Annotated in this window: 31 protein-coding genes and 1 pseudogene; 21 read left to right on the top strand and 11 right to left on the bottom strand. The window is 58.8% G+C overall.

Features of this window, described 5'->3' with window-relative positions; translation table 11 throughout:
• Positions 1 to 20 precede the first annotated feature (20 nt).
• Positions 21 to 761: a response regulator gene (locus JIO00_RS16810; RefSeq protein WP_077749277.1), complete on the bottom strand. Its 741-nt coding sequence runs from the start codon at positions 759 to 761 to the stop codon at positions 21 to 23.
• 191 nt (positions 762 to 952) lie between these two features.
• On the opposite strand from JIO00_RS16810, the gene JIO00_RS16805 reads away from it, so the two are divergent.
• Complete coding sequence (locus JIO00_RS16805) at positions 953 to 1129, top strand: DUF2790 domain-containing protein (protein ID WP_083377299.1); 177 nt, start codon at positions 953 to 955, stop codon at positions 1127 to 1129.
• Positions 1130 to 1306: 177 nt separating this feature from the next.
• Here the strand turns inward: JIO00_RS16805 and ppnN are convergent, their stop codons facing one another.
• The gene (gene ppnN, locus JIO00_RS16800) at positions 1307 to 2680 is read right to left on the bottom strand and encodes a nucleotide 5'-monophosphate nucleosidase PpnN (RefSeq protein WP_010455076.1); all 1374 of its coding nucleotides are present in this window, start codon (positions 2678 to 2680) and stop codon (positions 1307 to 1309) included.
• A 226-nt stretch (positions 2681 to 2906) separates the two neighbouring features.
• Between ppnN and JIO00_RS16795 the strand changes: the two genes are divergently transcribed.
• The gene (locus JIO00_RS16795; protein ID WP_200666354.1) at positions 2907 to 3434 is read left to right on the top strand and encodes a DUF3087 domain-containing protein; all 528 of its coding nucleotides are present in this window, start codon (positions 2907 to 2909) and stop codon (positions 3432 to 3434) included.
• A 165-nt stretch (positions 3435 to 3599) separates the two neighbouring features.
• Positions 3600 to 5177 (top strand): sensor domain-containing diguanylate cyclase, encoded by a 1578-nt coding sequence (locus tag JIO00_RS16790; protein ID WP_077749274.1) that lies wholly within the window; start codon positions 3600 to 3602, stop codon positions 5175 to 5177.
• A 33-nt stretch (positions 5178 to 5210) separates the two neighbouring features.
• Here JIO00_RS16790 and JIO00_RS16785 read toward each other — a convergent pair.
• Positions 5211 to 5312, bottom strand: a pseudogene (locus JIO00_RS16785) (LysR family transcriptional regulator); the annotation flags it as partial.
• A gap of 21 nt (positions 5313 to 5333) precedes the next feature.
• On the bottom strand, positions 5334 to 5708 hold the full coding sequence (locus JIO00_RS16780; protein ID WP_077749273.1) for a DUF2784 domain-containing protein: 375 nt from the start codon (positions 5706 to 5708) through the stop codon (positions 5334 to 5336).
• 168 nt (positions 5709 to 5876) lie between these two features.
• On the opposite strand from JIO00_RS16780, the gene JIO00_RS16775 reads away from it, so the two are divergent.
• From JIO00_RS16775 to JIO00_RS16765, 3 genes are read left to right on the top strand one after another with little or no spacing between them, the layout of a single operon-like run.
• Positions 5877 to 6575, top strand: coding sequence for an AzlC family ABC transporter permease (locus tag JIO00_RS16775; RefSeq protein ID WP_042932778.1), 699 nt, complete (start codon positions 5877 to 5879; stop codon positions 6573 to 6575).
• Positions 6575 to 6886, top strand: coding sequence for an AzlD domain-containing protein (locus tag JIO00_RS16770; RefSeq protein WP_010455066.1), 312 nt, complete (start codon positions 6575 to 6577; stop codon positions 6884 to 6886). The genes JIO00_RS16775 and JIO00_RS16770 overlap by 1 nt, the downstream gene beginning before the upstream one ends.
• A 59-nt stretch (positions 6887 to 6945) precedes the next feature.
• On the top strand, positions 6946 to 7104 hold the full coding sequence (locus tag JIO00_RS16765) for a hypothetical protein (RefSeq protein WP_167362281.1): 159 nt from the start codon (positions 6946 to 6948) through the stop codon (positions 7102 to 7104).
• A gap of 124 nt (positions 7105 to 7228) precedes the next feature.
• On the opposite strand, the gene JIO00_RS16760 is transcribed toward JIO00_RS16765, so the two are convergent.
• The 3 genes from JIO00_RS16760 to JIO00_RS16750 form a co-directional block, all read right to left on the bottom strand.
• A complete protein-coding gene (locus JIO00_RS16760) occupies positions 7229 to 7456 on the bottom strand; it encodes a DUF6555 family protein (RefSeq protein ID WP_077749272.1) in 228 nt (75 codons plus the stop codon).
• Positions 7457 to 7637: 181 nt separating this feature from the next.
• The gene (locus JIO00_RS16755) at positions 7638 to 7910 is read right to left on the bottom strand and encodes a hypothetical protein (protein WP_077749271.1); all 273 of its coding nucleotides are present in this window, start codon (positions 7908 to 7910) and stop codon (positions 7638 to 7640) included.
• Between the two features lie 251 nt (positions 7911 to 8161).
• The gene (locus JIO00_RS16750) at positions 8162 to 8842 is read right to left on the bottom strand and encodes an SOS response-associated peptidase (protein ID WP_200666352.1); all 681 of its coding nucleotides are present in this window, start codon (positions 8840 to 8842) and stop codon (positions 8162 to 8164) included.
• A 279-nt stretch (positions 8843 to 9121) separates the two neighbouring features.
• Here JIO00_RS16750 and JIO00_RS16745 point away from each other — a divergent pair, with 279 nt between their 5' ends.
• Both JIO00_RS16745 and JIO00_RS16740 read left to right on the top strand, forming a co-directional pair.
• Positions 9122 to 10021, top strand: a complete 900-nt coding sequence (locus JIO00_RS16745) for a polysaccharide deacetylase family protein (protein ID WP_145310610.1) — start codon at positions 9122 to 9124, stop codon at positions 10019 to 10021.
• A gap of 118 nt (positions 10022 to 10139) precedes the next feature.
• A complete protein-coding gene (locus JIO00_RS16740; RefSeq protein ID WP_145310612.1) occupies positions 10140 to 10382 on the top strand; it encodes a DUF1652 domain-containing protein in 243 nt (80 codons plus the stop codon).
• On the opposite strand, the gene JIO00_RS16735 is transcribed toward JIO00_RS16740, so the two are convergent.
• Positions 10379 to 11260 carry a LysR family transcriptional regulator gene (locus JIO00_RS16735; protein ID WP_145310614.1) on the bottom strand — a complete coding sequence of 294 codons (882 nt, stop codon included), beginning with the start codon at positions 11258 to 11260 and terminating at the stop codon, positions 10379 to 10381. The genes JIO00_RS16740 and JIO00_RS16735 overlap by 4 nt on opposite strands.
• A 127-nt stretch (positions 11261 to 11387) precedes the next feature.
• Here JIO00_RS16735 and JIO00_RS16730 point away from each other — a divergent pair, with 127 nt between their 5' ends.
• The 8 genes from JIO00_RS16730 (at position 11388) to JIO00_RS16695 (ending at position 19085) form a co-directional block, all read left to right on the top strand.
• Positions 11388 to 12536: a muconate cycloisomerase family protein gene (locus JIO00_RS16730; protein ID WP_177346248.1), complete on the top strand. Its 1149-nt coding sequence runs from the start codon at positions 11388 to 11390 to the stop codon at positions 12534 to 12536.
• A 10-nt stretch (positions 12537 to 12546) separates the two neighbouring features.
• Positions 12547 to 12837 carry a muconolactone Delta-isomerase gene (catC, locus tag JIO00_RS16725; RefSeq protein ID WP_010455050.1) on the top strand — a complete coding sequence of 97 codons (291 nt, stop codon included), beginning with the start codon at positions 12547 to 12549 and terminating at the stop codon, positions 12835 to 12837.
• Between the two features lie 55 nt (positions 12838 to 12892).
• Complete coding sequence (catA, locus tag JIO00_RS16720; RefSeq protein ID WP_077749268.1) at positions 12893 to 13822, top strand: catechol 1,2-dioxygenase; 930 nt, start codon at positions 12893 to 12895, stop codon at positions 13820 to 13822.
• A 268-nt stretch (positions 13823 to 14090) separates the two neighbouring features.
• Complete coding sequence (locus tag JIO00_RS16715) at positions 14091 to 15050, top strand: AraC family transcriptional regulator (RefSeq protein WP_102595150.1); 960 nt, start codon at positions 14091 to 14093, stop codon at positions 15048 to 15050.
• A 298-nt stretch (positions 15051 to 15348) separates the two neighbouring features.
• Positions 15349 to 16713, top strand: coding sequence for a benzoate 1,2-dioxygenase large subunit (benA, locus tag JIO00_RS16710; protein WP_200666350.1), 1365 nt, complete (start codon positions 15349 to 15351; stop codon positions 16711 to 16713).
• Positions 16710 to 17198, top strand: a complete 489-nt coding sequence (gene benB / locus JIO00_RS16705) for a benzoate 1,2-dioxygenase small subunit (RefSeq protein WP_083376537.1) — start codon at positions 16710 to 16712, stop codon at positions 17196 to 17198. Before benA ends, benB begins: the two co-directional genes overlap by 4 nt.
• Positions 17199 to 17208: 10 nt before the next feature.
• A complete protein-coding gene (gene benC, locus JIO00_RS16700) occupies positions 17209 to 18222 on the top strand; it encodes a benzoate 1,2-dioxygenase electron transfer component BenC (protein WP_200666348.1) in 1014 nt (337 codons plus the stop codon).
• 89 nt (positions 18223 to 18311) lie between these two features.
• Positions 18312 to 19085: a 1,6-dihydroxycyclohexa-2,4-diene-1-carboxylate dehydrogenase gene (locus JIO00_RS16695; protein WP_010455044.1), complete on the top strand. Its 774-nt coding sequence runs from the start codon at positions 18312 to 18314 to the stop codon at positions 19083 to 19085.
• A 14-nt stretch (positions 19086 to 19099) separates the two neighbouring features.
• Here the strand turns inward: JIO00_RS16695 and JIO00_RS16690 are convergent, their stop codons facing one another.
• Positions 19100 to 19462 carry an NUDIX hydrolase gene (locus JIO00_RS16690; protein ID WP_200666347.1) on the bottom strand — a complete coding sequence of 121 codons (363 nt, stop codon included), beginning with the start codon at positions 19460 to 19462 and terminating at the stop codon, positions 19100 to 19102.
• A 212-nt stretch (positions 19463 to 19674) separates the two neighbouring features.
• Between JIO00_RS16690 and JIO00_RS16685 the strand changes: the two genes are divergently transcribed.
• Together JIO00_RS16685 and JIO00_RS16680 are read left to right on the top strand one after the other, a co-directional pair.
• Positions 19675 to 19875, top strand: coding sequence for a hypothetical protein (locus JIO00_RS16685; protein ID WP_010455040.1), 201 nt, complete (start codon positions 19675 to 19677; stop codon positions 19873 to 19875).
• 118 nt (positions 19876 to 19993) lie between these two features.
• Positions 19994 to 20341, top strand: a complete 348-nt coding sequence (locus tag JIO00_RS16680; RefSeq protein ID WP_200666345.1) for a hypothetical protein — start codon at positions 19994 to 19996, stop codon at positions 20339 to 20341.
• 140 nt (positions 20342 to 20481) lie between these two features.
• Here the strand turns inward: JIO00_RS16680 and JIO00_RS16675 are convergent, their stop codons facing one another.
• Positions 20482 to 20721, bottom strand: a complete 240-nt coding sequence (locus JIO00_RS16675) for a hypothetical protein (protein ID WP_154501108.1) — start codon at positions 20719 to 20721, stop codon at positions 20482 to 20484.
• Positions 20722 to 20899: 178 nt separating this feature from the next.
• Here JIO00_RS16675 and JIO00_RS16670 point away from each other — a divergent pair, with 178 nt between their 5' ends.
• The 3 genes from JIO00_RS16670 (at position 20900) to JIO00_RS16660 (ending at position 21871) form a co-directional block, all read left to right on the top strand.
• Positions 20900 to 21109, top strand: a complete 210-nt coding sequence (locus tag JIO00_RS16670; RefSeq protein WP_042933086.1) for a hypothetical protein — start codon at positions 20900 to 20902, stop codon at positions 21107 to 21109.
• Between the two features lie 72 nt (positions 21110 to 21181).
• Positions 21182 to 21517: a hypothetical protein gene (locus JIO00_RS16665; RefSeq protein ID WP_042932783.1), complete on the top strand. Its 336-nt coding sequence runs from the start codon at positions 21182 to 21184 to the stop codon at positions 21515 to 21517.
• Positions 21518 to 21622: 105 nt separating this feature from the next.
• Complete coding sequence (locus tag JIO00_RS16660; protein ID WP_200666343.1) at positions 21623 to 21871, top strand: hypothetical protein; 249 nt, start codon at positions 21623 to 21625, stop codon at positions 21869 to 21871.
• On the opposite strand, the gene JIO00_RS30015 is transcribed toward JIO00_RS16660, so the two are convergent.
• The gene (locus JIO00_RS30015) at positions 21863 to 22093 is read right to left on the bottom strand and encodes a DUF6555 family protein (RefSeq protein ID WP_311095957.1); all 231 of its coding nucleotides are present in this window, start codon (positions 22091 to 22093) and stop codon (positions 21863 to 21865) included. The genes JIO00_RS16660 and JIO00_RS30015 overlap by 9 nt on opposite strands.
• Positions 22094 to 22117: the final 24 nt, after the last annotated feature.

The raw sequence follows: 22117 nt of genomic DNA, 5'->3' as shown, positions 1-22117 counted from the left end.
TGGCCAATGCAGGTAGCGTTTCATGATTCGGCGCCGAGCAATTCCACGGGATAGGAGAACACGTAGCCTTCGCTGCGCACGGTTTTGATGTAGGTCGACTCCCGGGAGTCATCCATCAGCCGTTGGCGCAGACGGCTCACCAGCAAGTCGATGGAGCGGTCGAACAGGTCGGCGTCGCGGCCCTGGGTGAGGTTGAGCAACTGGTCGCGACTGAGCACGCGCTGCGGGTGATCGAGGAATACCCGGAGCAAGCGGTACTCGGCGCCACTGAGTGCAACCATCGTGTCGTCTTCGTCCAGCAAGTGGCGGGCGGTGGTGTCCAGGCGCCAGCGGCCGAAGCCCAGCAACCGGCCGCTTTCGGTGATGAGCAGGTTGGGCGGCAGCATCCGGGTGCGGCGCAGTACGGCGTTGATCCGCGCCAGCAGTTCGCGGGCGGAGAACGGTTTGGTCAGGTAATCGTCCGCGCCCATTTCCAGGCCGAGGATGCGGTCGGTTTCGTCGTTGCGGGCGGTGAGCATCAGGATCGGCGTGGCCTTGTGTTTGCCTGAGCGCAGCTCGCGGCACAGCAGCAGGCCGTCATCGCCGGGCATCATGATGTCGAGCACGATCAGGTCTACGGTGTTGGTTTCAAGAAAGCTGCGCATCTGCCGGCCATCGGCAACCACGGTGGTGCGCAGGCCGTTCTTTTTCAGGTAATTACCGACCAGTTCACGGATCTCGCGATCGTCATCGACGATCAGGATGTGGTTCACGTGTTCCATTGCTCAAACCTCTTGTTATTCGCACGTCGCGCATTCTAGGGAGCCACGCCGCACCTGCCTGCCGGCCTTTGTATCTCACTGTATCTGGAGATGACTTTGATACAGGGGCATACAAGTCGGTTTTTTTCAGGGGCGGGTATCGGCTGCCCTGTGTGACACCTTACGCCTTAATAGTCCCGGTTTTACGACACATGGAAGATACCTCCGGCCGTTTAAATGGGGATATCAAGACGGTGATTTCCACTGTAGAAGACGGCGGGGCAAATTGCGGGATTGTGAATGCGCGGGTGACGTATCTGGATTCGAGCGGTACGCAGAAGGTATTGGATTACAGCAAGTTTGCGGCGTGTGGCAATCAGGGCGGCTGATCTTGGCGGCCTTCGGGCCGAACAGATTCCCCGGATTTACCCGTTCAACCTGTAGGAGCGAGCCTGCTCGCGATAGCGGTCGTACAGGCAACAGCACAGTTGGATGTACCGGCCTCATCGCGAGCAACCTTGCTCTCACAAGGCCGACTCGCGATGTTACAGCTCACATAAGCTTTGTTATGCAACCACCTGATAGCACGGAACATAAGCCGCGCCACCCGGCAGTTTCATCCGGTGCTGCGCAACGAAGGCCTTGAGCAATTGATCAAGCGGATGCATGACCGCCGCATCGCCACGGATCTGGTAAGGGCCGTGTTCTTCGATCAGTCGGATGCCCTTGTCCTTGACGTTGCCGGCGACGATGCCGGAGAACGCGCGGCGCAGGTTGGCCGCCAGTTCGTGGGGTGGCAGGTCGCGGCTGAGTTTGAGGTTGGCCATGTTTTCGTGGGTCGGGTCGAACGGGCGCTGGAAGCCTTCGTCGATTTTCAGCAGCCAGTTGAAATGGAACGCGTCATTGCGCTCGCGGCGGAACTGTTTGACCGCTTTGAGGCCTTGGGTCATCTGGCGCGCGACTTCGGCCGGGTCGTCGATGATGATTTCGTAGTGTTGTTTCGCGGCGTCACCCAGCGTTGCGCCGACAAACGCGTCGAGTTGCTCCAGATACGGCGCCGCATGTTTCGGCCCGGTGAGCACCACGGGGAAGGGCAGGCCTGCGTTGTCCGGGTGCATGAGGATGCCGAGCAGGTACAGGAACTCTTCGGCTGTGCCGGCGCCGCCCGGGAAAATGATGATGCCATGGCCCACGCGCACGAAGGCTTCCAGGCGTTTCTCGATGTCCGGCAGGATCACCAGTTCGTTGACGATCGGGTTCGGCGCTTCGGCGGCGATGATGCCGGGCTCGGTCAAACCGAGGTAGCGGCCACCGTGGATGCGTTGCTTGGCGTGGGCAATGGTCGCGCCTTTCATCGGGCCTTTCATCACGCCGGGGCCGCAACCGGTGCAGATGTCGAGGCTGCGCAGGCCCAGTTCATGGCCGACTTTCTTGGTGTATTTGTATTCTTCGGTGTTGATCGAGTGGCCACCCCAGCACACCACGATCTTCGGCTCGACACCGGGGCGCAGGGTGCGGGCGTTGCGCAGCAAGTGGAAGACGTAGTCGCTGATGCCCTGGGAGGTGCTCAGGTCGATGCGCTGGGCGTCGAGCTCGTTTTCGGTGTAGACGATGTCACGCAGGGCGCTGAACAGCATTTCCCGGGTGCTGGCGATCATTTCGCCGTCGACGAAGGCGTCAGCGGGGGCATTCAGCAGTTCCAGGCGGACGCCGCGGTCCTGCTGGTGGATGCGGATTTCGAAATCTTTGTAGGCTTCAAGGATGGTCTTGGCATTATCAACATGGGCGCCGGTATTGAGGATGGCCAGGGCGCACTGGCGGAATAAGGTGTAGGTGCTGCCGGATCCGGCTTCGCTCAGTTGCTGTACTTCACGTTGAGAAAGGGTTTCCAGGCTGCCTTTAGGGCTGACGGAGGCGTTGATTACTTGTCGTTGGGTCATTCAATGATCCTTAAAACGATGCCGTTCAAACAGGCAAATGGCATCCGAATAGTGTGTATCCAAGAAAGAAGATGGCACGAACTGCGCTGTATCGCCATGTTCCCCGTTTGACGATGAAAAGATGAAGAGGCGCCCAGCATAGCTAAATCCTGCACAGGGGCGATAATGCCCCGCAGTCTTTTCGCTCACCGAGCCTTTTACCATTGATGCAAGGAACCCCGTCACGATGTTCGAAATCCAGCCGATGAACGCCGAACTCTTTCGAAAGCAGACGCGGCGCAGCACGGTCATTATTGCGCTGATATTTCTGGCGCTGGCGATGGTGCTGTCCACTGCGGCGGTGGCGTTGTTTGGCGAGCCGGGGGGCGACAATCTGCGATTTAACGTCGGCGGCGTGTTTGTCGCGGTGCTGCTGATGGTGGCGCTGATGCGCGGCATGTTCTGGTCTCAGGCCTGGATGACGCCGGCGGTGTACGGCTGGCAGCTCAAGCGCAGCCTGATGAGCATCACCAATGTGATGCATCAAGTGACGGCGGCGGTGGAGGCGGGTGATCCGACGGCCATGAAACTGCTGCGCTTCTACCATCTGGGCTTGAGCCAGATGCACGAACTGGACGGCAACTCCAGCGACCATGGGCAATTGAGCCGGGAAGTGGAGCAACACAAGGCGCGGATGGAAGCGCTGGGCCTCGACACTGAACAGACACAACTGAACCCCGCCTGGCTTGAAGCGGTGAAGCAGACACCGACGTAAATCCCGTGGGGTCGCATCCTCACCCCACACAAACCCGTCACAACGCGAGCAAATCGCCTATCTTGTTTCTGGTGGGGCATAGCGGTCCGAGTGTCAGGCACGACTGGATGGCGCTAAAAGGGCGAACGGGAAAAGTCGCCATGTCATAACGAGTCAGGGAGCGTCATGGGGCATCCGTCCATCAACGACCGAATTGAACACAGCCGGCCCGTCGCGCCTTGGGGGGCCGAGCAAATCGAGTCCCGGCGCAGGGTCCGCTACGCGGTTGTCCTGCTCGTGGCGGTGTGCCTGTCCTTGACGGCCATTGTGATCTGGGAAGCCTGGAACTCGCGCCAGTACCATTTGCATGACAAAGAAGTGGCAATGTCCAACCTTGCCCAGACCCTGACGTCGCAAGCGCAGTCGTCAATCAAACAGGCCGATACGCTGCTGTTTGCCTTGGTGGACCGCGTCGAAAACGAGGGCGTGGCCTCAGCGCAGCTGCCCAGATTCAGACGTTTGCTCGCCGCCCAACGCAGTGAGCTGACCCAGCTCCATGGTCTGTTCGTATTTGACGAAAAAGGGGGGTGGATCGCCAATTCCAACGGTGCGGATATACCCGGTGCGAACAATTCCGACCGTGAATACTTCATCTACCATCGTGATCATACTGACCGGGGACCTCATATCGGACCGTCGATCAAGAGTCGATCGACCCGCGAATGGATCATGACCGTGTCACGCAGGATCAATCATCCAGATGGCAGTTTCGCCGGTGTGGCGCTGGCAACGATCTACCTCGACCATTTTCTCGCGCTGTACGACAGCATCGACATGGGCCAAAACGGCGTGATCAACCTGATCGCCGACGATGGCAGCATCGTCGTTCGCCGGCCATTCAACGAAGCAGACGTCGGCACCAGCGTCGCCAAGGGGCCGCTGTTCATGCAGCTGTTGCCGAAGGGCAATTCCGGCACGGCCACCGTCAAGTCATATGTTGATGGTGTGGAGCGAGTCGTGGGGTTTCGACGGGTTGATGGTTATCCGCTGATCGTCTTTGCCGGCCTGGACAAGCGAGACGTCCTGGCCGGCTGGCGCGAGGAGTCCATCCTCAGCGCTGGCATCGTGCTGTTGCTTTTGGTGTTTCTGGGAGGGCTCGGCTATCGCCTCATTCGCTTCATGAAGCAGCAGAATCATTTTCAGAGCGTGCTGCTTGATGCCCGGGAAAAGCTCATCGAGGTCAACCGCAGCCTTGAATTGCTGGCGCTCGAAGACGCACTCACCGGGCTCTCCAACCGGCGTCAGTTCGATCTGTTCATCCTCGCGGAAATGGGCCGGGCCCGGCGCACGGTGACCCACCTCGCCATGCTGATGATCGATGTCGATCACTTCAAGAGCTTCAATGATCGTTATGGGCACGTGGCGGGTGATGACTGTCTGCGCAAAATCAGCGCGATTATCAAGGACAACATCAAACGCCCCGGCGATCTGGCCGCCCGCTATGGCGGCGAGGAGTTCACGGTGGTGCTGCCCGGCACCGACTATGTGGGGGCGTTTCTGGTCGCCGAAAAAATTCGTCGCGGGGTGCAGCAGGCCGGCATCGTACACAGCGAATGCCCTGAGGGTATGGTGACTGTCAGCGTGGGGGTTTGCGCCTACAACCCGGCCTCGCAGGATCAGCCCGACGACCTCGTCACCGCTGCGGACAAAGCGTTGTACGTGGCCAAGGCCAGTGGGCGGAACATGAGCGTCATCGCCAACTGACTTCAAACGAAGCGGTCACTGCCCTGGACAGCAGGACACGGTAGAAGGCGCTTTGCCCAAGTGCGCGGCGGCCAGCGACAGGCTGCCGGTTTCGCGGATGGCTTGAAGCAACGTCAGGTCTTCAATCGACAGCATTTTCGATTCTCGGCGGGTATTTCAGGCTGCCCGGCGTAACTTCCACAACCTGATCAGCCGAAGATAGACCATGACGTTGATCACCAGCACCACGCTGCCCAGCGCCAGTTGAATCGCCGGTGTCAGCCCTGCGGGGTAAATGACCGGCCACACGTAGTGTTCGATGAAGCCACCGCCGTAACCGGTTTGCCCAGCGGCCTGGCGCATGACGTTTTCCCATTGAGTCAGGGGACACATCAGGTGGAAGACTTCCACACTCACGCCCCACACAACAGCGGGCAGGTGCCACCAGATCAGCGGTCGCCATTTGAGCACCAGCAGCCCGCCGAATAGCACGAACAGAATGAACAGCAAATGAAACAGCACCAGCCCATCGGCGGCGATCCGGTAAAGCATGTCGACTCCCTGACGCGTTAGGCGAATGGCTCCATGGTACTCGGGTTCTGTTCCTTGCTGCTGCCCAGAGCCATTCGGCAAGCGCTGCCCGCAAGTGCGCAAGATTGTTCAAGCCATCGAACGCAACTGCTGGCACAGTCTGGCGTCTTCCCCTGGTTGTAGAGCTTTATGTCGAACTCACTCATGCCGCGCAGTGCCTTTCTTCGCGGCGCTGTAGCGATCATGCCGTTGTCCCTGGCGACCGCGCCCTGGGGCCTGCTGGCCGGGTCCATGGCCATCGAGGCCAATCTCACGCCGCTGCAAGGTCAAGGGTTGTCGAGCATCGTGTTTGCCGGTGCCGCGCAATTGGTCGCCATCGGCATGCTTAAGGGCGGTGCCGGGATCTTTTCGATTTTGCTGACCACGCTGTTACTGACCTCCCAGCATTTGCTGTACGGAATGAGTATGCGTTCGGTGATTTCACCGCTGCCGGGTCGCTGGCGCGTGGGGCTGGGGTTTTTGCTCACTGACGAGCTGTTCGCCCTGACCAGCCAGCATGACAAACAGCAGTTCAATCGCTGGTACGCCCTGGGCGTTGGCCTGACGTTTTACATCGCCTGGAACCTGTTCACGCTGGCCGGCATCGTCCTCGGCAGCAGCATTCCCGGCCTCGAACACCTGGGGCTGGACTTCTCCATCGCTGCGACCTTCATTGCCCTGATCACCCCGGTGGTACGCAACGTTCCGACGGTGGTCTGCGTCGCGGTTTCGCTGTTTTGTTCCGTGTTGTTCAGCTACTGGCAATGGGGCTCGGCGCTGGTGCTGTCGGGGTTGGCGGGCATGACTGCAGGCTTCATCTGCAACAAATTCCATGGGGGGCGCACATGATGGTCTGGGCTGTAATTATCGGGATGGGCGTGCTCGTCTTCCTGAACCGCTACGTATTCCTCGAACCACGACTGCCGCTGCGCTTGAGCAGCAATGCCCGGCAGTTCCTCGGTTTTGCCGTGCCGGGGATGTTGACCGCGATCTGCGGACCGATTGTGTTCATGCCCGACAAACAGCTGAATCTGCAGTGGGACAACCCGTACCTGATCAGTTCGCTGGTGGCAGTGGGATTGGTGCTGTACACCCGCAATACCTTGCTCAGCATGCTTTTGAGCATGGGGTTTTTCTTTTTGCTGCGCTGGTGGCTTTGAGTCGCGCTTCGGAAACTGTTCTACGCTTAAAGGGAATTCCTTCAGGAAGCGAGGCGCGTATGGCCAATGAACCAAAACGTCCTGATCTGGATGAAGATGAGGATGAACCGACTCAAGAAGAGCTTGAGCGACAGAGGCGTTCGACACCTGACTGGAAGCACCCCGACGATGGTAAAGAACTGTCAGATCGTGACCAAGAGCGTCCGCTGAAGCCCTGACGGGTCCGCATCCCCGCCCGCTGATCTTCAGTCGAGCAAGCGCCCTCGCCACAAAAGCAGGTGTGTCTGAAGTGCTTTGCTTGATTGAACAGTCATTCGCGATCAAGCAGGGCGGGTAAGGCCGTCAGATCGCCTCATTCCAACGTATCTGCGTGATACCCAGTTGTTGAGCGCTCAAGCGCGCCGTTTCGGGGGAGGCGTGGGCGGCGATCTTTCCGTCGGATTGCGGAAAGGCATGCGCCGAGGCTGAACGAATCGCGTCAACATCGGAGAACTGTTCAGCCAGTTTGAAAAAGTGCTGACGAACGCCATCGAGCAAATAATGCACGGCATAGGGAACGAGTTCGCTCATGTATTCCTCCTTAAATTCGCCAGGGCTTTGATTCAGGCATCGAACGGGCAATTCGCAAAGTCTGGGGTGCAATCCTTGTGCGGATAAGAGCTGAAAAAAAGAGGCCTCGATGGGCCTCTTCTTCAGAGTGCAACAATGTCCGGTTCGTTCAGTCTTGTGCTGAACTCAGCAGCGCCTCACTTCAAATATCGTCCAGTGACGGAAAATCCGGGTGGGAGGCCCGGTAGCCCAACGTCTTGTCGATCCAGGCATTCAATTCGTTGACCATGACCGGCGGCTTGCCAGAGTAGGCTGCGAGGGTTGAGCGCAGGATGTCGTTGATATTGGGGATGGAACGCAGGTTTCGGGTCTTTATGTATTGCCCGATAAAGCAGTCAAGTTGATAGCGTTCTGTCAGCGACAGGTACACGCACTCCAGACCGCCGACTTGATTAATGACAAGATCTTCGCGCAACTTAGTTCTCTGCAGGCTCGTTGGATTTAGGGATTTCCTTGTTTATTGACTCTTTGGTCAATTAGGTACTGCCAGGGGAAATGCGGCGCGCATGCTATCTGTAGCACTACTAAATGTATGTACAACAATTCAATTGTCAGACAAGCGGTTAATGCATCGTTTTGCCGCATTCCTTTTAGTGTTTCTTGGATGAAACAGTCCGTGTAACGTTTATGCCGTTCGGCTATTCAGAAACCGGAAATGGATCCAATTCAAGTCAGCTTATCAATCAACATTGCACGCTGGTTCCTGACATTTCCCACTGCCTTATCGACTCTGTACCACTCGAACACTTCACTGACTTCACCTTGCATGAGCACCATCTGCTCGGCACGCTCTTTAGGCGTAGCCGGGTCCAGCCATTCATGTGCCAGTTGCACAGACAACACCACTGGCCGTCGGTCATGAATGTCGAGCATGCCGCCAGCGCTGTCCGCCGTGATGATGACGAAACCGTCGTCGCCGCGCGGCTCGCTGCCACCGTGGGGGAACTGGCCGATCGCCGCGCAGTAGATCGGCGCCCGATCCCGTCGACGAATCAGCCACGGCTGCCGCGTCGTGTCGCCGGCATCCACCCATTCGAACCAGTTGTCGATCGGCACAATCGCACGGTGCGGCCAGATCGCCCGGAAGAACGGGCCATGAGCGACTTTCTCGACCCGGGCATTGATTGGCGCCGCCCGGTCCTTCGCCCAGTGCGGCCGCCATCCCCAGCGCACCGAATCGGCGTGCAACCCGTCAGGCTCAAGGTGCAGCAGGGCGAGTTGAGTGGTGGGCGCGGCGTTGTAGCGGGCCAGCGGTTCATCACCGACATGGTTGATCAGCGCGTCGGGAATGCTCAGCACCGCGACAAAGTCGTGAATGCCACGGTACTGCGAGAGTCGTCCGCACATCGGTTAATCCTCAGGCTTGAGCTTTTAGTGTAGGAGCACGGGTACCGTCCTTCGCGAGGATGCTGTGGTTGAACGGCCAATTCCTGACGAATGTAGCTCTGGCGATGGTTCCAGCAGTCGTTGGCGCGGTAAGCCACGAGGGTGAGCGCTGGAACCAAACACTGTGTACCCTGATCCAACCTCGGCCTGCAGCGACCTGCGGGCTGACAAGGGATCAATGGGCGAAGGGTTTTTGCCGTTTTAACGTGATGACCATTACGGTCTGGCCCAAGGCAAACCATGAAACAGTTGTTCAAGGCTCTCACTACGCTAGCCATCGCTGTCGGGCTCGCTGGCTGCATCGCTTCACCGATCGACCTGACCCCGCAGACCGAACAGCGTCTGCGCGCGCAGCCACCGATCCGCTTTGTGCTGACCTTCGACGACGGTCCCAGCGCATCAAGTTTCTGGAACCCGAGCATGACGGTGCTCGACAGCCTCGCGCAGAACCCGGTGCAACCGGGGATCAAAGCGGTGTTCTTCGTGCAGACCGGCGCGCCACGGGCCGGCGACAGCGACATCGGGCGCGGGGTCATGCACCGGGAGCAGGCTGAAGGGCATGTGCTGGCTTTCCACACGGCGACCCACTCGCACACCAATCACCGCTCGCTGAGCCCGCAAGAGCTGGAGCAATCATTGAGCAAGGGCAGTGCCGACATTGCCGCAATCACCGGCGCACCGCCCACCCTGGTGCGTCCGCCGTTCTGGAGCTATGACAAACGCGTGTTCGCCGCCTATCAGCGACATGGCCTGCACCTGCTGCTGACCGACCTGAGCGCCAACGACGGCAAGATCTGGGGCTTCAACGCCAGCCCGCGGCGACGGGCCAACATGTTGCGGCAACTGTCCGAAGTGCGTGAACGCATTGCACTGGGCGAATTGCCGACGGTGGACGGTGTGATTCCGGTGGTGGTGACCTTCCACGACCTGAATCGCTACACCGCCCGGCATGCCCGCGAATACCTGCAAATCCTCCTCGACAGCGCCCGTGCCACGGGGGTGACGGTGGCGCAGAAGCCGTTTTACGACGACAGGGCGGCGCTGCAACGGGCGGCTTTGGCGCGCACCGTCAGAAGCGGTTCAGAGGCAGTGAAGTTGCCGGGAATCTGGAATTGGTTGTGGGACGGGGATTCTCATTAGAACTTCAGCAAAATGAGAAACAGCTAACACTTAATGTGAGGCCGGCGGGCGCAGACGGGCGAAAATGGATCTATCCTCAGCGGGTCGAATCCGATGAGCCGCCAAGGAGGCGTCAGTCATGGTTTCTATTTCAGTCCTTTGCATCATTATAGAGTCCGGTTTTAAGCCGCTTTCCTGCGAGTGCACAGTGAATCCCAATGGATTGTTGCGGATCAAAGTGTACGACCGGGCCACCGGGCGCATCGATTTGCTGATTCCCTGTGTAACGCCCGCCAGGCTGACCACCGTTCGCGCGATCTCCGACCTTATTGGCGAATTACGCACCGAACTGCGTGCCGGGCGCCGGGCCTTCGCCGGTTAGCGGGGCAGCAGTTCATCAATTATCTTCAAGCAATGATTCAACCCCTGCGTCACATCGCCCACGCGCCGACTGAGAATGATCGGTGACGTCGCGTTGTCTTCCAGCAACGGGGTGAAACCAATGTCGTCGCGGTGCAGCAACTGCACCGACGCGGGCACCAGTGTGACCCCGATACCGGCCCCTACCAGACCGATTGCTGTTTGCAGTTCGTTGGTCCATTGCGCCACGTGGATGCTCACGCCGTAGGATTCGAACAGCGCAATAACGTGGTCGGCGTAGCTGGGGCGTGGATTGCCGGGGTACAGCACAAAAGGCTCTTTCGCCAGTTGGCGCAGACTGATCGGCCCGGCCAGCAGCGGGTGGCCGGCAGGCAGGGCGGCGACCAGCCGGTCTTCGGTCAATACCGTCTGGATGATCGCCGGGTCGTCGATGCGGATCCGCCCGAAACCGATGTCTATGCGCCCGGCCTTGAGCGCCTGCACCTGTTGCAGCGTGGTCATTTCCGAAAGCCCGAGCTCAAGCTCCAGAGGCTCGCCACTGCGCAAGCGACGAATCAGTTCCGGCAGCACGCCATACAGCGTCGATGGCGCAAAACCGATGCCCAGCCAGGTCTTTTCCCCCAGGCCGATGCGCTTGGTGTTGTCGCAGACCTTGGCCAGCTGTTCGAGCAAGGCGGTGGAGTGTTCATGGAAGAAGCGCCCGGCGTCGGTCAGCTTCAGCGGACGGCCACGCTCGAGCAATAACACCCCGAGTTCATCTTCCAGTTGCTGGATCTGTCGGCTCAACGGGGGCTGGGCAATGTGCAGCAGTTCGGCGGCGCGGGTGAAATTGAGGGTTTGAGCCAACACCTGAAAATACCGCAGGTGACGCAATTCCATGGTGCCTCCAGGCATTGAGCGGCTGAATACCTTTAAGGTATCGATCCAGACCAATTCTATATTGGCCGTCGGCAAAAAGCCGTATGAGAATCCATTTCAGAACTTAAAGAACCTGACGGGTATCGACATGCGTGCAACTGCCATTGAATCGATCGAGACGATCATCGTCGATCTGCCGACCATTCGCCCGCACAAACTGGCCATGCACACCATGCAGAACCAGACTCTGGTGATCATCCGCGTGCGCTGCGCCGATGGCATCGAAGGCATTGGTGAGTCCACCACCATCGGTGGCCTGGCCTATGGCAATGAAAGCCCGGACAGCATCAAGACCAATATCGACAAACACTTCGCGCCACTGCTGATCGGTGAGAACAGCGGCAACATCAATGCGGCGATGTTGCGCCTGGAGCGCAGCATTCGAGGTAACACGTTTGCCAAATCAGGTATCGAAAGCGCCTTGCTCGACGCCCAGGGCAAACGCCTTGGCCTGCCGGTCAGTGAGTTGCTGGGCGGTCGCGTTCGTGATGCGCTGCCGGTGGCCTGGACCCTGGCCAGCGGCGACACCGACAAGGACATCGCCGAAGCGGAAAAAATGCTCGACCTGCGGCGCCACCGGATCTTCAAACTGAAAATCGGTGCCGGAGAAGTCAATCATGACCTGGCCCACGTTATTGCCATCAAGAAAGCCCTGGGCGATCGCGCCAGCGTGCGGGTCGATGTCAATCAGGCCTGGGACGAGGCGGTCGCACTGCGCGCCTGCCGGATACTGGGCAGCAACGGCATCGACTTGATCGAACAGCCGATCTCACGCACCAACCGCGCGGGCATGGTGCGACTGAACGCCATGAGCCCGGCGCCGATCATGGCCGATGAATCGATCGAGTGCGTGGAAGACGCTTTCAATCTGGCACGCGAAGGGGCCGCTTCGGTGTTCGCCCTGAAAATCGCCAAGAACGGCGGGCCACGGGCCGTGCTGCGGACCGCCGCCATCGCCGAAGCTGCCGGTATCGGTCTGTACGGCGGCACTATGCTTGAAGGAGGGGTCGGCACGCTGGCCTCGGCCCATGCCTTTATCACCCTGAATAAACTGGCCTGGGACACCGAGCTGTTCGGCCCGTTGCTGCTGACGGAAGACGTGCTCAGCGAGCCGCTGGTCTATCGCGACTTTGCGCTGCACGTGCCGCAAACACCAGGCCTTGGCCTGAGCCTGGATGAGGAACGCCTGGCGTTTTTCCGGCGCGACAAAACATCCACTTCCGTTCATCAAGCCTGAGGAGAGCATCATGCTATTTCACGTAAAAATGACCGTGAATCTGCCGGTCGACATCAACCCGGATCTCGCCACCCAGCTCAAGTCCGATGAAAAAGCCCTGGCCCAGCGCCTGCAAGAGCAAGGCAAATGGCGTCACCTGTGGCGCATCGCCGGGCACTATGCCAATTACAGCGTTTTCGACGTCGACAGCGTTCAGGAACTGCACGACCTGCTGATGCAATTGCCGCTGTTTCCGTACATGGCGATCGAGGTCGATGCGATGTGCCGGCATCCTTCTTCCATTCGCGAGGATGACCGCTGAACCCAGCCTGTTCAGTTCGCTACGCCCATAATTACAAGATGAGGAACCCCAAAAAATGAACGTCAAGATTTCCCACACTGCCAGTGCCCAGAAGTTTCTCGAAGACGCCAGCGGCTTGCTCAACGACGCTGGCGACCCGCGGGTCAAAGCCTTGGTTTACCGTATTTTGCGTGATTCGGTAAACATCATCGAAGACCTCGCCGTGACCCCGGAAGAGTTCTGGAAAGCGGTCAATTACCTCAACGTGCTGGGCGCGCGCCAGGAGGCCGGTTTGCTGGTGGCCGGCCTCGGCCTGGAACACTACCTGGACTTGCTGATGGACGCCGAAGACGAGCAGGCGGGGAAGGCGGGCGGTACGCCGCGGACCATCGAAGGCCCGTTGTATGTGGCGGGCGCGCCGTTGTCCGAGGCTGAGGCACGACTGGACGATGGCGTCGATCCGGGCGTGGTTCTGTTCATGCAGGGCCAGGTACGCAACACCGCTGGCGAACCTTTGGCCGGCGCAGTGGTGGATGTCTGGCACGCCAACACGGGCGGCACTTATTCCTACTTCGATACCACGCAATCGGAATTCAACCTGCGCCGCCGCATCGTCACCGATGCCGAGGGCCGCTACCGTTTCCGCAGCATCGTGCCGTCGGGCTACGGTTGCCCGCCGGACGGTCCGACCCAGCAATTGCTCGATCAACTGGGCCGTCATGGCCAGCGTCCGGCGCACATTCACTTCTTTATCTCCGCGCCGGACCATCGTCACCTGACCACCCAGATCAACCTCGATGGCGATCAGTACCTGCATGACGATTTTGCCTACGCCACCCGCGACGAGCTGATCGCCCACATCACCTTCAGCGACGACCCGCAGCGCGCGGCGGCCCATGGTGTCAGCGGCCGGTTTGCCGAGATTGACTTCGATTTTACCTTGCAGACCTCCGCGCAACCTGACGAGCAGCAGCGCCACGAACGGGTTCGCGCGCTCGAGGATTGATCGCCTCGATCGTCGAATCTTTGTGGGAACGAGCCTGCTTGCGAATGCGGGGTGTCCGTCAACGTTGATGTTGAGACTGATGGCCCTATCGCGAACAGGTTCGCTCCCACATTGACCAAGTTACATCAGGGCGAACGCGGTCAACTGTGGGAGCGAGCCAGCTCGCGATAGGGCCAGAACCTTCCACAGGTCAGCCCACTGACACACCGCTGCAAATATGGCCTTAGAATGACCCGACGCAATCAATAACAACAACGAGAGTAACCCGATGATGCAGGCGCAACTGTTGAGTCCGCGCAGCAGAGTATTCGACCACGCCGACCCTTACGCGGTGTCGGGTTACGTCAATCAGCATGTCGGCAATCATTGCATCCTCATGCCCAGGGCCGGCCGTCCTCTGGCCAGCCTCGATCATCGCAAATTCGCCAGCCTTGACCTGTGCCGCATCAGCTACGGCGCCAGCGTGCGGGTGACCTCGGGCGCACTGGAAACGATCTATCACCTGCAAGTGCTACTGCGCGGCAACTGCCTGTGGCGCGGTTACGGTCAGGAGCATTACTTTGCGCCAGGTGAATTGCTGCTGATCAACCCCGACGACCCGGTGGACTTGACGTACTCCGACGATTGCGAAAAATTTATCCTCAAAGTACCTACCCGGCTGTTCGAGTCGGTGTGCGAGGAGCAGCGCTGGCGCTATCCGGGGCAGGGCGTGCGGTTTCTGGAGAATCGTTATCAGCTTGATGAGCTGGAAGGTTTCGTCGGCCTGCTGGCGATGATTTGCCAGGAAGCCGAGGCCACCCAGCAGATTCCCCGGGTTCAGGAACACTACGCGCAGATCATCGTCAGCAAGATGCTCAGTCTGATGAAAACCAACGTCATCCGCAGCAGCCTTGGCTCGCCGGCGACGACGTTCGAGGGGATTGCCGATTACATCGCGCGCAACCTCAAGCAGGACATCGACAGTGAAGAACTGGCGCGTCAGGCGCGGATGAGCCTGCGTTCGCTGTATGGTTTGTTCGAACGCAACGCAGGGACTTCGCCGCAAAACTACATCCGGCAGAAGAAACTCGAACGCATCAACCAGTGCCTGAGCGACCCGACCTGCAACGTGCGAAACGTCACGGAAGTGGCCATGGATTACGGCTTCCTGCACCTGGGGCGGTTCTCCGACAACTACCGCAAACAGTTCGGCGAGTTACCGTCCGACACCCTCAAGCGCCGGCACTGACCCCAGGCGACATGCAACTTGTGGCGAGGGAGCTTGCTCCCGCCGGGCTGCGAAGCAGCGCCAAAACCTGCGACCGCGATTATTCTGCAAAACCGGGGGGCACAGGTTTGCGACTGCTGCGCAGTCGAGCGGGAGCAAGCTCCCTCGCCACAGGTTCCTGTCGGTCCTGATGGGTGGGCATCAATGATTCACCGCACGTTGCAGTAAACGGATACAGGTCTGCACCCATCGGATAGTCCCCCGCCTCCCCCCGTCCTAGCATGGCCCTGCCTGAATAAAAACAATGGAGGCGGCGGCCATGTCCCTGCGACCCGAATACCTTCACTCCCTGCTTGAAGATGACAAAGAACAGGGCATCTACCGCTGCAAGCGCGAGATGTTCACTGATCCACGGCTGTTCGACCTGGAGATGAAACACATCTTCGAAGGCAACTGGCTGTACCTGGCGCACGAAAGCCAGATCCCCAACATCAACGATTTCTACACCACCACCATGGGGCGCCAGTCGATCTTCATCGCGCGCAACAAGGAAGGTGTGCTCAACGCCTTCATCAACGCCTGCAGCCATCGCGGCGCGACGCTGTGCCGGCACAAGACCGGCAACAAGAGCTCCTACACCTGCCCATTCCACGGCTGGACCTTCAACAACTCCGGCAAACTGCTCAAGGTCAAAGACCCGGCGGCTGCGGGTTACCCGGCGAGCTTCAACTGCGAAGGCTCCCACGACCTGACCAAAGTCGCGAGATTCGAGTCGTACCGCGGCTTCCTGTTCGGCAGCCTCAACGCCGATGTGGTGCCGCTGGTCGAGCACCTGGGCGAGTCGGCAAAGATCATCGACATGATCGTCGACCAGTCCGCCGATGGCCTCGAAGTGCTGCGCGGTTCCTCAAGTTATATCTATGAAGGCAACTGGAAACTCACCGCCGAAAACGGCGCCGACGGCTACCACGTCAGCTCCGTGCACTGGAACTACGCCGCTACCCAGAACCAGCGCAAACAGCGTGAAGCCGGTGACAGCAATCCGACCATGAGCGCCGGGACCTGGGCCAAGCAGGGCGGGGGTTTCTACTCGTTCGACAAGGGCCACATGCTGCTCTGGACCCGCTGGTCCAACCCCGAGGATCGCCCGCTCTACGAACGCCGCGACGAGTTGTCCCGGGACTTCGGCCAGGCCCGTGCCGACTGGATGATCGAGAATTCGCGCAACCTGTGCCTGTACCCGAACGTCTACCTGATGGACCAGTTCAGCTCGCAGATCCGCATCGCCCGCCCGATCTCGGTCGACCGCACGGAAATCACCATTTATTGCATCGCCCCCAAAGGCGAAAGCGACCACGCCCGTTCGAGCCGGATTCGTCAGTACGAGGATTTCTTCAACGTCAGCGGCATGGCCACCCCGGATGATCTGGAAGAGTTTCGCTCGTGCCAGACCAGCTATCAGGGCAGCGTCACGACGTGGAATGACATGTCCCGCGGTGCCGAACACTGGGTCGAGGGCGCCGATGAGGCGGCCAGGGAAATCGACCTGCATCCCTTGCTCAGCGGCGTGCGCACCGAAGACGAAGGCCTGTTCGTGCTGCAACACAAGTACTGGCAGCAAACCATGCTCAAGGCCCTGGGTGCCGAACAGCCGGAATTGATTGCTGTGGAGGCCGTGCAATGACCCTCACTTATGATGCAGTGCGCGATTTCCTCTACCGCGAAGCACGCTACCTCGACGACAAGCAATGGGACGACTGGCTGGAGATGTACGCCGCCGATGCCTCGTTCTGGATGCCTTCCTGGGACGACAACGACGAGTTGACCGAAGATCCGCAGCGGGAAATTTCGCTGATCTGGTACGGCAACCGCACCGGCCTGGAAGACCGCATCTTCCGCATCAAGACCGAGCGCTCCAGCGCCAGTGTTCCGGACACCCGCACATCGCACAACATCAGCAACATCGAACTGCTTGAGCAGGCCGACGGCCTGTGCAAGGTGCGCTTCAACTGGCACACCCTGAGCTTTCGCTACAAGACCGTCGACAGCTATTTCGGCAGCAGTTTCTACACCCTTGATGGGCGCGGTGAAAACCTGCTGATCAAGGCCAAGAAAGTGATCCTGAAGAACGATTACGTTCGCCAGGTCATCGATGTCTACCACCTCTGAGGCGGCCGTCATGACTCATTCCATTGCATTCAATTTCGAAGACGGCGTCACCCGGTTCATCGACGCCAACGTGGGCGAAACCGTGGCCGATGCCGCGTACCGTCAAGGCATCAATATTCCGCTCGATTGCCGCGACGGCGCGTGCGGCACCTGCAAGTGTTTCGCCGAGGCCGGTCGTTATGACTTGGGCGAGGAATACATCGAAGACGCGCTCAGCGCCGATGAAGCGCAGCAGGGTTTTGTCCTGACCTGCCAGATGCGCGCCCAGAGCGATTGCGTGGTGCGCGTGCCGACTTCATCGCAGGTTTGCCGTACCCAGCAGGCCAGTTACGACGCCACCATCAGCGCCGTGCGGCAGTTGTCCGACAGCACCATCGCGCTGTCGATCAAGGGCGAAGCGCTGAGCAAACTGGCGTTTCTGCCGGGTCAGTATGTGAACCTGGGAGTTCCCGGCAGCGAGCAGACCCGCGCTTACTCCTTCAGCTCGTTGCAGCGTGACGGCGAAGTGAGTTTCCTGATCCGCAACGTGCCCGGCGGCTTGATGAGCAGCTTCCTCACCGGCATGGCCAAGGCCGGCGATAGCATGCGTCTGGCCGGGCCGTTGGGCAGCTTTTATCTGCGCGACATTCGCCGGCCGTTGTTGCTGCTGGCGGGTGGAACCGGTCTGGCGCCGTTAACCGCGATGCTGGAGAAAATAGCCGAGCAGGGCAGCGAGCATCCGCTGCATCTGATCTATGGCGTGACCAACGATTTTGACTTGGTGGAAATGGACCGGCTCGAAGCGTTTGCCGCGCGCATCCCGAATTTCAGCTTCAGTGCCTGCGTCGCCAACCCCGACAGCCAGCATCCGCTCAAAGGCTACGTGACCCAGCACATCGAGCCACGACATTTGAACGAGGGCGACGTCGACATCTACCTGTGCGGCCCGCCGCCGATGGTCGAAGCGGTCAGTCAGTACATTCGCGAGCAAGGCGTCGCGCCTGCGAACTTCTATTACGAGAAATTCGCTGCCAGCGCGGCTTGAGTCCAGCCGTTGCGTGATCACTGATTCCACAGGTCAGTGTTTTGTCTGGGACGTTTTCACTGCATGGCATCCTTCGTCACGAGGTCCACATGAACAGATTTCACGAAAAAGTCGCGCTGATCACCGGCGCGGCGCAAGGCATTGGTCGGCGGGTGGCGGAGCGCATGGCCGCTGAGGGTGCGCGATTGATTCTGGTTGATCGCTCGGACCTGGTGTTCGAGGTGCAGCAACAATTGGGGCAGGGCAGCCAGGTGCTTGCCCTGACCGCCGACCTTGAGCAATACAGCGAATGCAGCCGCGTGATGCGCACCGCCGTCGAGCGCTTTGGGCGTCTGGATGTGCTGGTCAACAACGTGGGCGGCACGATCTGGGCGAAGCCTTTCGAACACTACGAAGAGCAGCAGATCGAAGCCGAAGTCCGTCGTTCGTTGTTTCCGACCTTGTGGTGCTGCCATGCCGCGCTGCCGTTCATGCTTGAACAGGGCAGCGGCGCGATCGTCAATGTTTCGTCCATCGCCACCCGCAGCATCAATCGTGTGCCGTATGGCGCGGCGAAGGGCGGTGTCAATGCGCTGACTGCTTGCCTGGCGTTTGAAACCGCCGGTCGCGGAGTCCGGGTCAATGCCACCGCGCCCGGCGGCACCGAAGCACCGCCGCGGGTCATCCCGCGAAACAGCGCAGAGCAGAGCGCCGAAGAGAAAGTCTGGTATCAGCAACTTGTCGGCCAGACGCTCGACAGCAGTTTGATGAAGCGCTACGGCACGCTGGATGAGCAGGCTGGCGCTATTCTGTTTCTGGCCAGCGACGAGGCTTCGTACATCACCGGCATGGTCATGCCGGTGGGCGGCGGCGATCAGGGCTGAGGCGGCTGCGCAAACTACAAGCGACGCTGGAAGGCTTTGACGATCTTGAGCGTGGCGTCGCTTGTGTTCAGGTTCTGGACTGAGTCCAGCGGAAACCACATGCAATCGAAGATTTCATTTTGGGGCCGGGCTTCGTCCGAGTTGAGGACCGACGCCTCGAACACATGGTGGCGGGTGCTGCCCGTTTCCAGTTCCATCAAGTACAACAAGCCGTCGACTCCAAGCCCGGTTTCTTCCTGGAGTTCGCGCATGGCGGCGCACGCAGTGGTTTCGCCGCGCTCGACTTTTCCTCCGGGCAAGGTCCAGCGACACCTGAGTTTGCGCACCAGGAGAACATGCCGATCCTGCTCGCAAATGACTGTTGCCCGTACTTTCATGTGTTACTAAACCGCCGCGTGTCATAAAACAGTCATGAAAATGCAATATTCAGGCCCGTGCCTCTGTTTCAAAGGGTTGGAGTGAGGGAAGCGGTAGAAAGTGCAAAGGAATGTCGAAAACCTGACACGACGTCTGGTCGGCACTTGGGCAAAGGGCGGGTGTAAGGTAACCGAGTCAATCGTGGCTTATCACTGCCGAAAAGGAGGTGACTATGAGCGTTCCGATGCTGAATAAAATGCACATGAACGGTTATGACGTACTCAGCGTAAACAACGGCCCCTGGCGGGTGTGCACCAAAGGCGACCGTCTCGGGGCTTTTGGCAGCAAAGAGGAGGCACTGGCGTTTGCGGCAGCGCTTCCTGCCTACAGAGCAAGAGCGGTTCGATCGACGCCAAGCCAGAAATCAGAATGAGCGCAAGTTTGAAGCCCTGGGATGCCGGGGCTTTTTTTGTCTTGAAATCAGGAGTTGTAAGATTTTAAACGTGACATTTGGATGATAGGGTGGCCGCTTTTAATTCAAGGAAGAAAGCATGTTGAAAGGTCGCTGCACTGCTCTGGCATTGTTATCTGCTGTTTACCTTGCTGGTGTTGGTCAGGTTCTAGCCCAGACGCAAGGCGAAATCCACACCAACCAAAAGGTCTGCGATGTTTTTCGTACATTGGCCGGATCGATCATGCAGTCTCGGCAAAATAACGAAACGAAAGAAAGCCTGCTGGTCGTGAAGTCGGGCAATCCTGATCATGACAAGTTGGGTGCCATGCTGATCAACGAAGCGTACAACCAGCCCGTCCTCGATTCTCCAGAACTCAAAAGCCAAGCCATTAACAGGTTCGCGGATAAATGGCGGGACACTTGTAATAAACCCGCTTCCAGCTAGCTTGCCACCCCATGTTGGCTAGTAACCATGCTTGGCGACCAGCGGCTGGTCCCGATAAACGTATGAATCAATGCTGCAGCCACCCGTCGCTGCCAGCATGACAACTAGCGCGAATAGAGGCGTTCATGACAACGCTCCCGTTATTGGGCTTTCGTCCGGCTGATGATTTTGGCTTTCACTTCATCGGCATAGCCCATCAGTCGCTGTTCATCACCCTGAAATAACTCGCACAGCCTTTTAGTTGCTTGCGCATCGACATCATTGCCGGCCAGGCGTAGCTGCTCTGCGATGCGCAAGAGCTCCACTGCCGACCACCTCAGGTCCGACGCAACTCCTTGCAGATCACGCCGAAGTTCGTTTTCATTTTCGTTGAGCCACATGATGACCTCCTGCTGATACCCCGCTACAAAAGAGTAGTCCCAATTAACGGGCGGGGCGTTTGCTCGCCTGCTGCTCAGGGGATGGAAGGTGCGCCGCTTGTCGGGAGAGTGAGCGCGAACGAACCCGCGTGATGTCGTACTGAAGTGGCGAATGTTCGCTAGGGCGAGGCAACTTCAAATGACCAGCACCGACGATTTCAGATTCCATGCGCATGAGCTGATGGTTGACCTGGACGCAGCAACTGCGGAGATGATGAAGCTGATTTCGGCCCATCAGTTAAGTGGGCCGGAGTGGGAGCGGGTCACTCAATGGCAGCATGAAGCGTATGAGCGATGGATGACGTATTTGAACAAACGGTCGTATCCCGATCACAACGTAACGCCCTGAGGGCTGATTCTATAGATGGATGTCTGGTTCGCTACGCGCTACATTTCCCGTTTTTCAGGATAAGGAAGCGTCATGCGGATGTTGATTGGGGGAATAGCGATGGCGATGCTGGCGGGTTGTTCATTGCCGGCATCCCTGGTTCCAGGTGAGCCTAACGTCAGCAAGTACAGTAACAAGGCGCCCAAAGAATACGCCGCGTGTCTTTTGCCACTATGGCAGCAGGAAGTCCCCAAGACGACTCAGACCGGTATTTCCAATGGCTACCGGATCAACGCGCCCAGCATTATTACGGCTGACGAGATTCTGGACATCGTGAAATACAAGGATGGCAGTCGAGTCTCGCTGTATCAGGGCCCGCCATGGGCCAAGTCGGGCGCGATGCGCAAGGCGGTTCGTAGCTGCTTGTAAGACTCAATGCATGTGAGTTTCGGTTGTAAGCGCCGTATGTCGGAACTGAGGAACGGTCATTCGCTGGATAACATCCAAGTGAAAACTGTCCCTGGGAGTTTGGCGATGAATGATGATCAAAAGAAGCAAGCCCTGGCGGCCTGGTACAAGCTTCTGAAAGAACCGGAAATTCACATGGATGTTGAGGAACAGTACGACGAGTTGCTCAAGTCTGCCGACGAGATGGAACGTACCGGGCTGATCAGCGGCGTGGAATGGCGCAAGTTGGTGAAAGAGGCGAGCACTGCATTTGCAACGGCAACAGAGGGCGTGGACGGCGGCACCTCAGCGGCCGCACACGGTCATTTACGGTAACTCCTCCCAACTCACCTGCCTCAAGCCATTTTCCTGTGCGTGGCTTCGTAGCGCATCAAAGTCTTGCTGATCGTGATTGTCCCCATACGAAAGCCCGATCCCCGAATGCAGGCAGGCGTAGTACCAAGCGTCTGCCTCAGACATATGGGAGTCGGGTTGAATAAAAATATGCCGAGTCTTCTTGAAGCCATACGTGATTTGAAAATATCGAGGGCGGTTCATCCGAATCTCCAGGTGCTGCCACTA

The organism is Pseudomonas sp. SW-3 (assembly GCF_016615645.1).
Taxonomy (GTDB): Bacteria; Pseudomonadota; Gammaproteobacteria; order Pseudomonadales; family Pseudomonadaceae; genus Aquipseudomonas; species Aquipseudomonas mandelii.
The sequence above is the reverse complement of the archived record's forward strand: the minus strand, read 5'-3'. Positions and strand labels throughout refer to the sequence as shown.

What these genes read in the sequence shown, in the direction of transcription:
- JIO00_RS16660 (WP_200666343.1), top strand. Translation starts at nt 21,623, where the DNA reads ATGAATGATGATCAAAAGAAGCAAGCCCTGGCGGCCTGGTACAAGCTT.
- JIO00_RS16730 (WP_177346248.1), top strand. Translation starts at nt 11,388, where the DNA reads ATGCGTGCAACTGCCATTGAATCGATCGAGACGATCATCGTCGATCTG.
- JIO00_RS16715 (WP_102595150.1), top strand. Translation starts at nt 14,091, where the DNA reads ATGATGCAGGCGCAACTGTTGAGTCCGCGCAGCAGAGTATTCGACCAC.
- JIO00_RS16770 (WP_010455066.1), top strand. Translation starts at nt 6,575, where the DNA reads ATGGTCTGGGCTGTAATTATCGGGATGGGCGTGCTCGTCTTCCTGAAC.
- JIO00_RS16695 (WP_010455044.1), top strand. Translation starts at nt 18,312, where the DNA reads ATGAACAGATTTCACGAAAAAGTCGCGCTGATCACCGGCGCGGCGCAA.
- JIO00_RS16745 (WP_145310610.1), top strand. Translation starts at nt 9,122, where the DNA reads ATGAAACAGTTGTTCAAGGCTCTCACTACGCTAGCCATCGCTGTCGGG.
- ppnN (WP_010455076.1), bottom strand. Translation starts at nt 2,680, where the DNA reads ATGACCCAACGACAAGTAATCAACGCCTCCGTCAGCCCTAAAGGCAGC.
- JIO00_RS30015 (WP_311095957.1), bottom strand. Translation starts at nt 22,093, where the DNA reads ATGAACCGCCCTCGATATTTTCAAATCACGTATGGCTTCAAGAAGACT.
- JIO00_RS16670 (WP_042933086.1), top strand. Translation starts at nt 20,900, where the DNA reads ATGACCAGCACCGACGATTTCAGATTCCATGCGCATGAGCTGATGGTT.
- JIO00_RS16735 (WP_145310614.1), bottom strand. Translation starts at nt 11,260, where the DNA reads ATGGAATTGCGTCACCTGCGGTATTTTCAGGTGTTGGCTCAAACCCTC.
- benB (WP_083376537.1), top strand. Translation starts at nt 16,710, where the DNA reads ATGACCCTCACTTATGATGCAGTGCGCGATTTCCTCTACCGCGAAGCA.
- catA (WP_077749268.1), top strand. Translation starts at nt 12,893, where the DNA reads ATGAACGTCAAGATTTCCCACACTGCCAGTGCCCAGAAGTTTCTCGAA.
- catC (WP_010455050.1), top strand. Translation starts at nt 12,547, where the DNA reads ATGCTATTTCACGTAAAAATGACCGTGAATCTGCCGGTCGACATCAAC.
- JIO00_RS16775 (WP_042932778.1), top strand. Translation starts at nt 5,877, where the DNA reads ATGTCGAACTCACTCATGCCGCGCAGTGCCTTTCTTCGCGGCGCTGTA.
- JIO00_RS16760 (WP_077749272.1), bottom strand. Translation starts at nt 7,456, where the DNA reads ATGAGCGAACTCGTTCCCTATGCCGTGCATTATTTGCTCGATGGCGTT.
- JIO00_RS16805 (WP_083377299.1), top strand. Translation starts at nt 953, where the DNA reads ATGGAAGATACCTCCGGCCGTTTAAATGGGGATATCAAGACGGTGATT.
- JIO00_RS16665 (WP_042932783.1), top strand. Translation starts at nt 21,182, where the DNA reads ATGCGGATGTTGATTGGGGGAATAGCGATGGCGATGCTGGCGGGTTGT.
- JIO00_RS16790 (WP_077749274.1), top strand. Translation starts at nt 3,600, where the DNA reads ATGGGGCATCCGTCCATCAACGACCGAATTGAACACAGCCGGCCCGTC.
- JIO00_RS16680 (WP_200666345.1), top strand. Translation starts at nt 19,994, where the DNA reads ATGTTGAAAGGTCGCTGCACTGCTCTGGCATTGTTATCTGCTGTTTAC.
- JIO00_RS16810 (WP_077749277.1), bottom strand. Translation starts at nt 761, where the DNA reads ATGGAACACGTGAACCACATCCTGATCGTCGATGACGATCGCGAGATC.
- JIO00_RS16780 (WP_077749273.1), bottom strand. Translation starts at nt 5,708, where the DNA reads ATGCTTTACCGGATCGCCGCCGATGGGCTGGTGCTGTTTCATTTGCTG.
- JIO00_RS16690 (WP_200666347.1), bottom strand. Translation starts at nt 19,462, where the DNA reads ATGAAAGTACGGGCAACAGTCATTTGCGAGCAGGATCGGCATGTTCTC.
- JIO00_RS16765 (WP_167362281.1), top strand. Translation starts at nt 6,946, where the DNA reads ATGGCCAATGAACCAAAACGTCCTGATCTGGATGAAGATGAGGATGAA.
- benC (WP_200666348.1), top strand. Translation starts at nt 17,209, where the DNA reads ATGACTCATTCCATTGCATTCAATTTCGAAGACGGCGTCACCCGGTTC.
- JIO00_RS16675 (WP_154501108.1), bottom strand. Translation starts at nt 20,721, where the DNA reads ATGTGGCTCAACGAAAATGAAAACGAACTTCGGCGTGATCTGCAAGGA.
- benA (WP_200666350.1), top strand. Translation starts at nt 15,349, where the DNA reads ATGTCCCTGCGACCCGAATACCTTCACTCCCTGCTTGAAGATGACAAA.
- JIO00_RS16740 (WP_145310612.1), top strand. Translation starts at nt 10,140, where the DNA reads ATGGTTTCTATTTCAGTCCTTTGCATCATTATAGAGTCCGGTTTTAAG.
- JIO00_RS16685 (WP_010455040.1), top strand. Translation starts at nt 19,675, where the DNA reads ATGAGCGTTCCGATGCTGAATAAAATGCACATGAACGGTTATGACGTA.
- JIO00_RS16795 (WP_200666354.1), top strand. Translation starts at nt 2,907, where the DNA reads ATGTTCGAAATCCAGCCGATGAACGCCGAACTCTTTCGAAAGCAGACG.
- JIO00_RS16750 (WP_200666352.1), bottom strand. Translation starts at nt 8,842, where the DNA reads ATGTGCGGACGACTCTCGCAGTACCGTGGCATTCACGACTTTGTCGCG.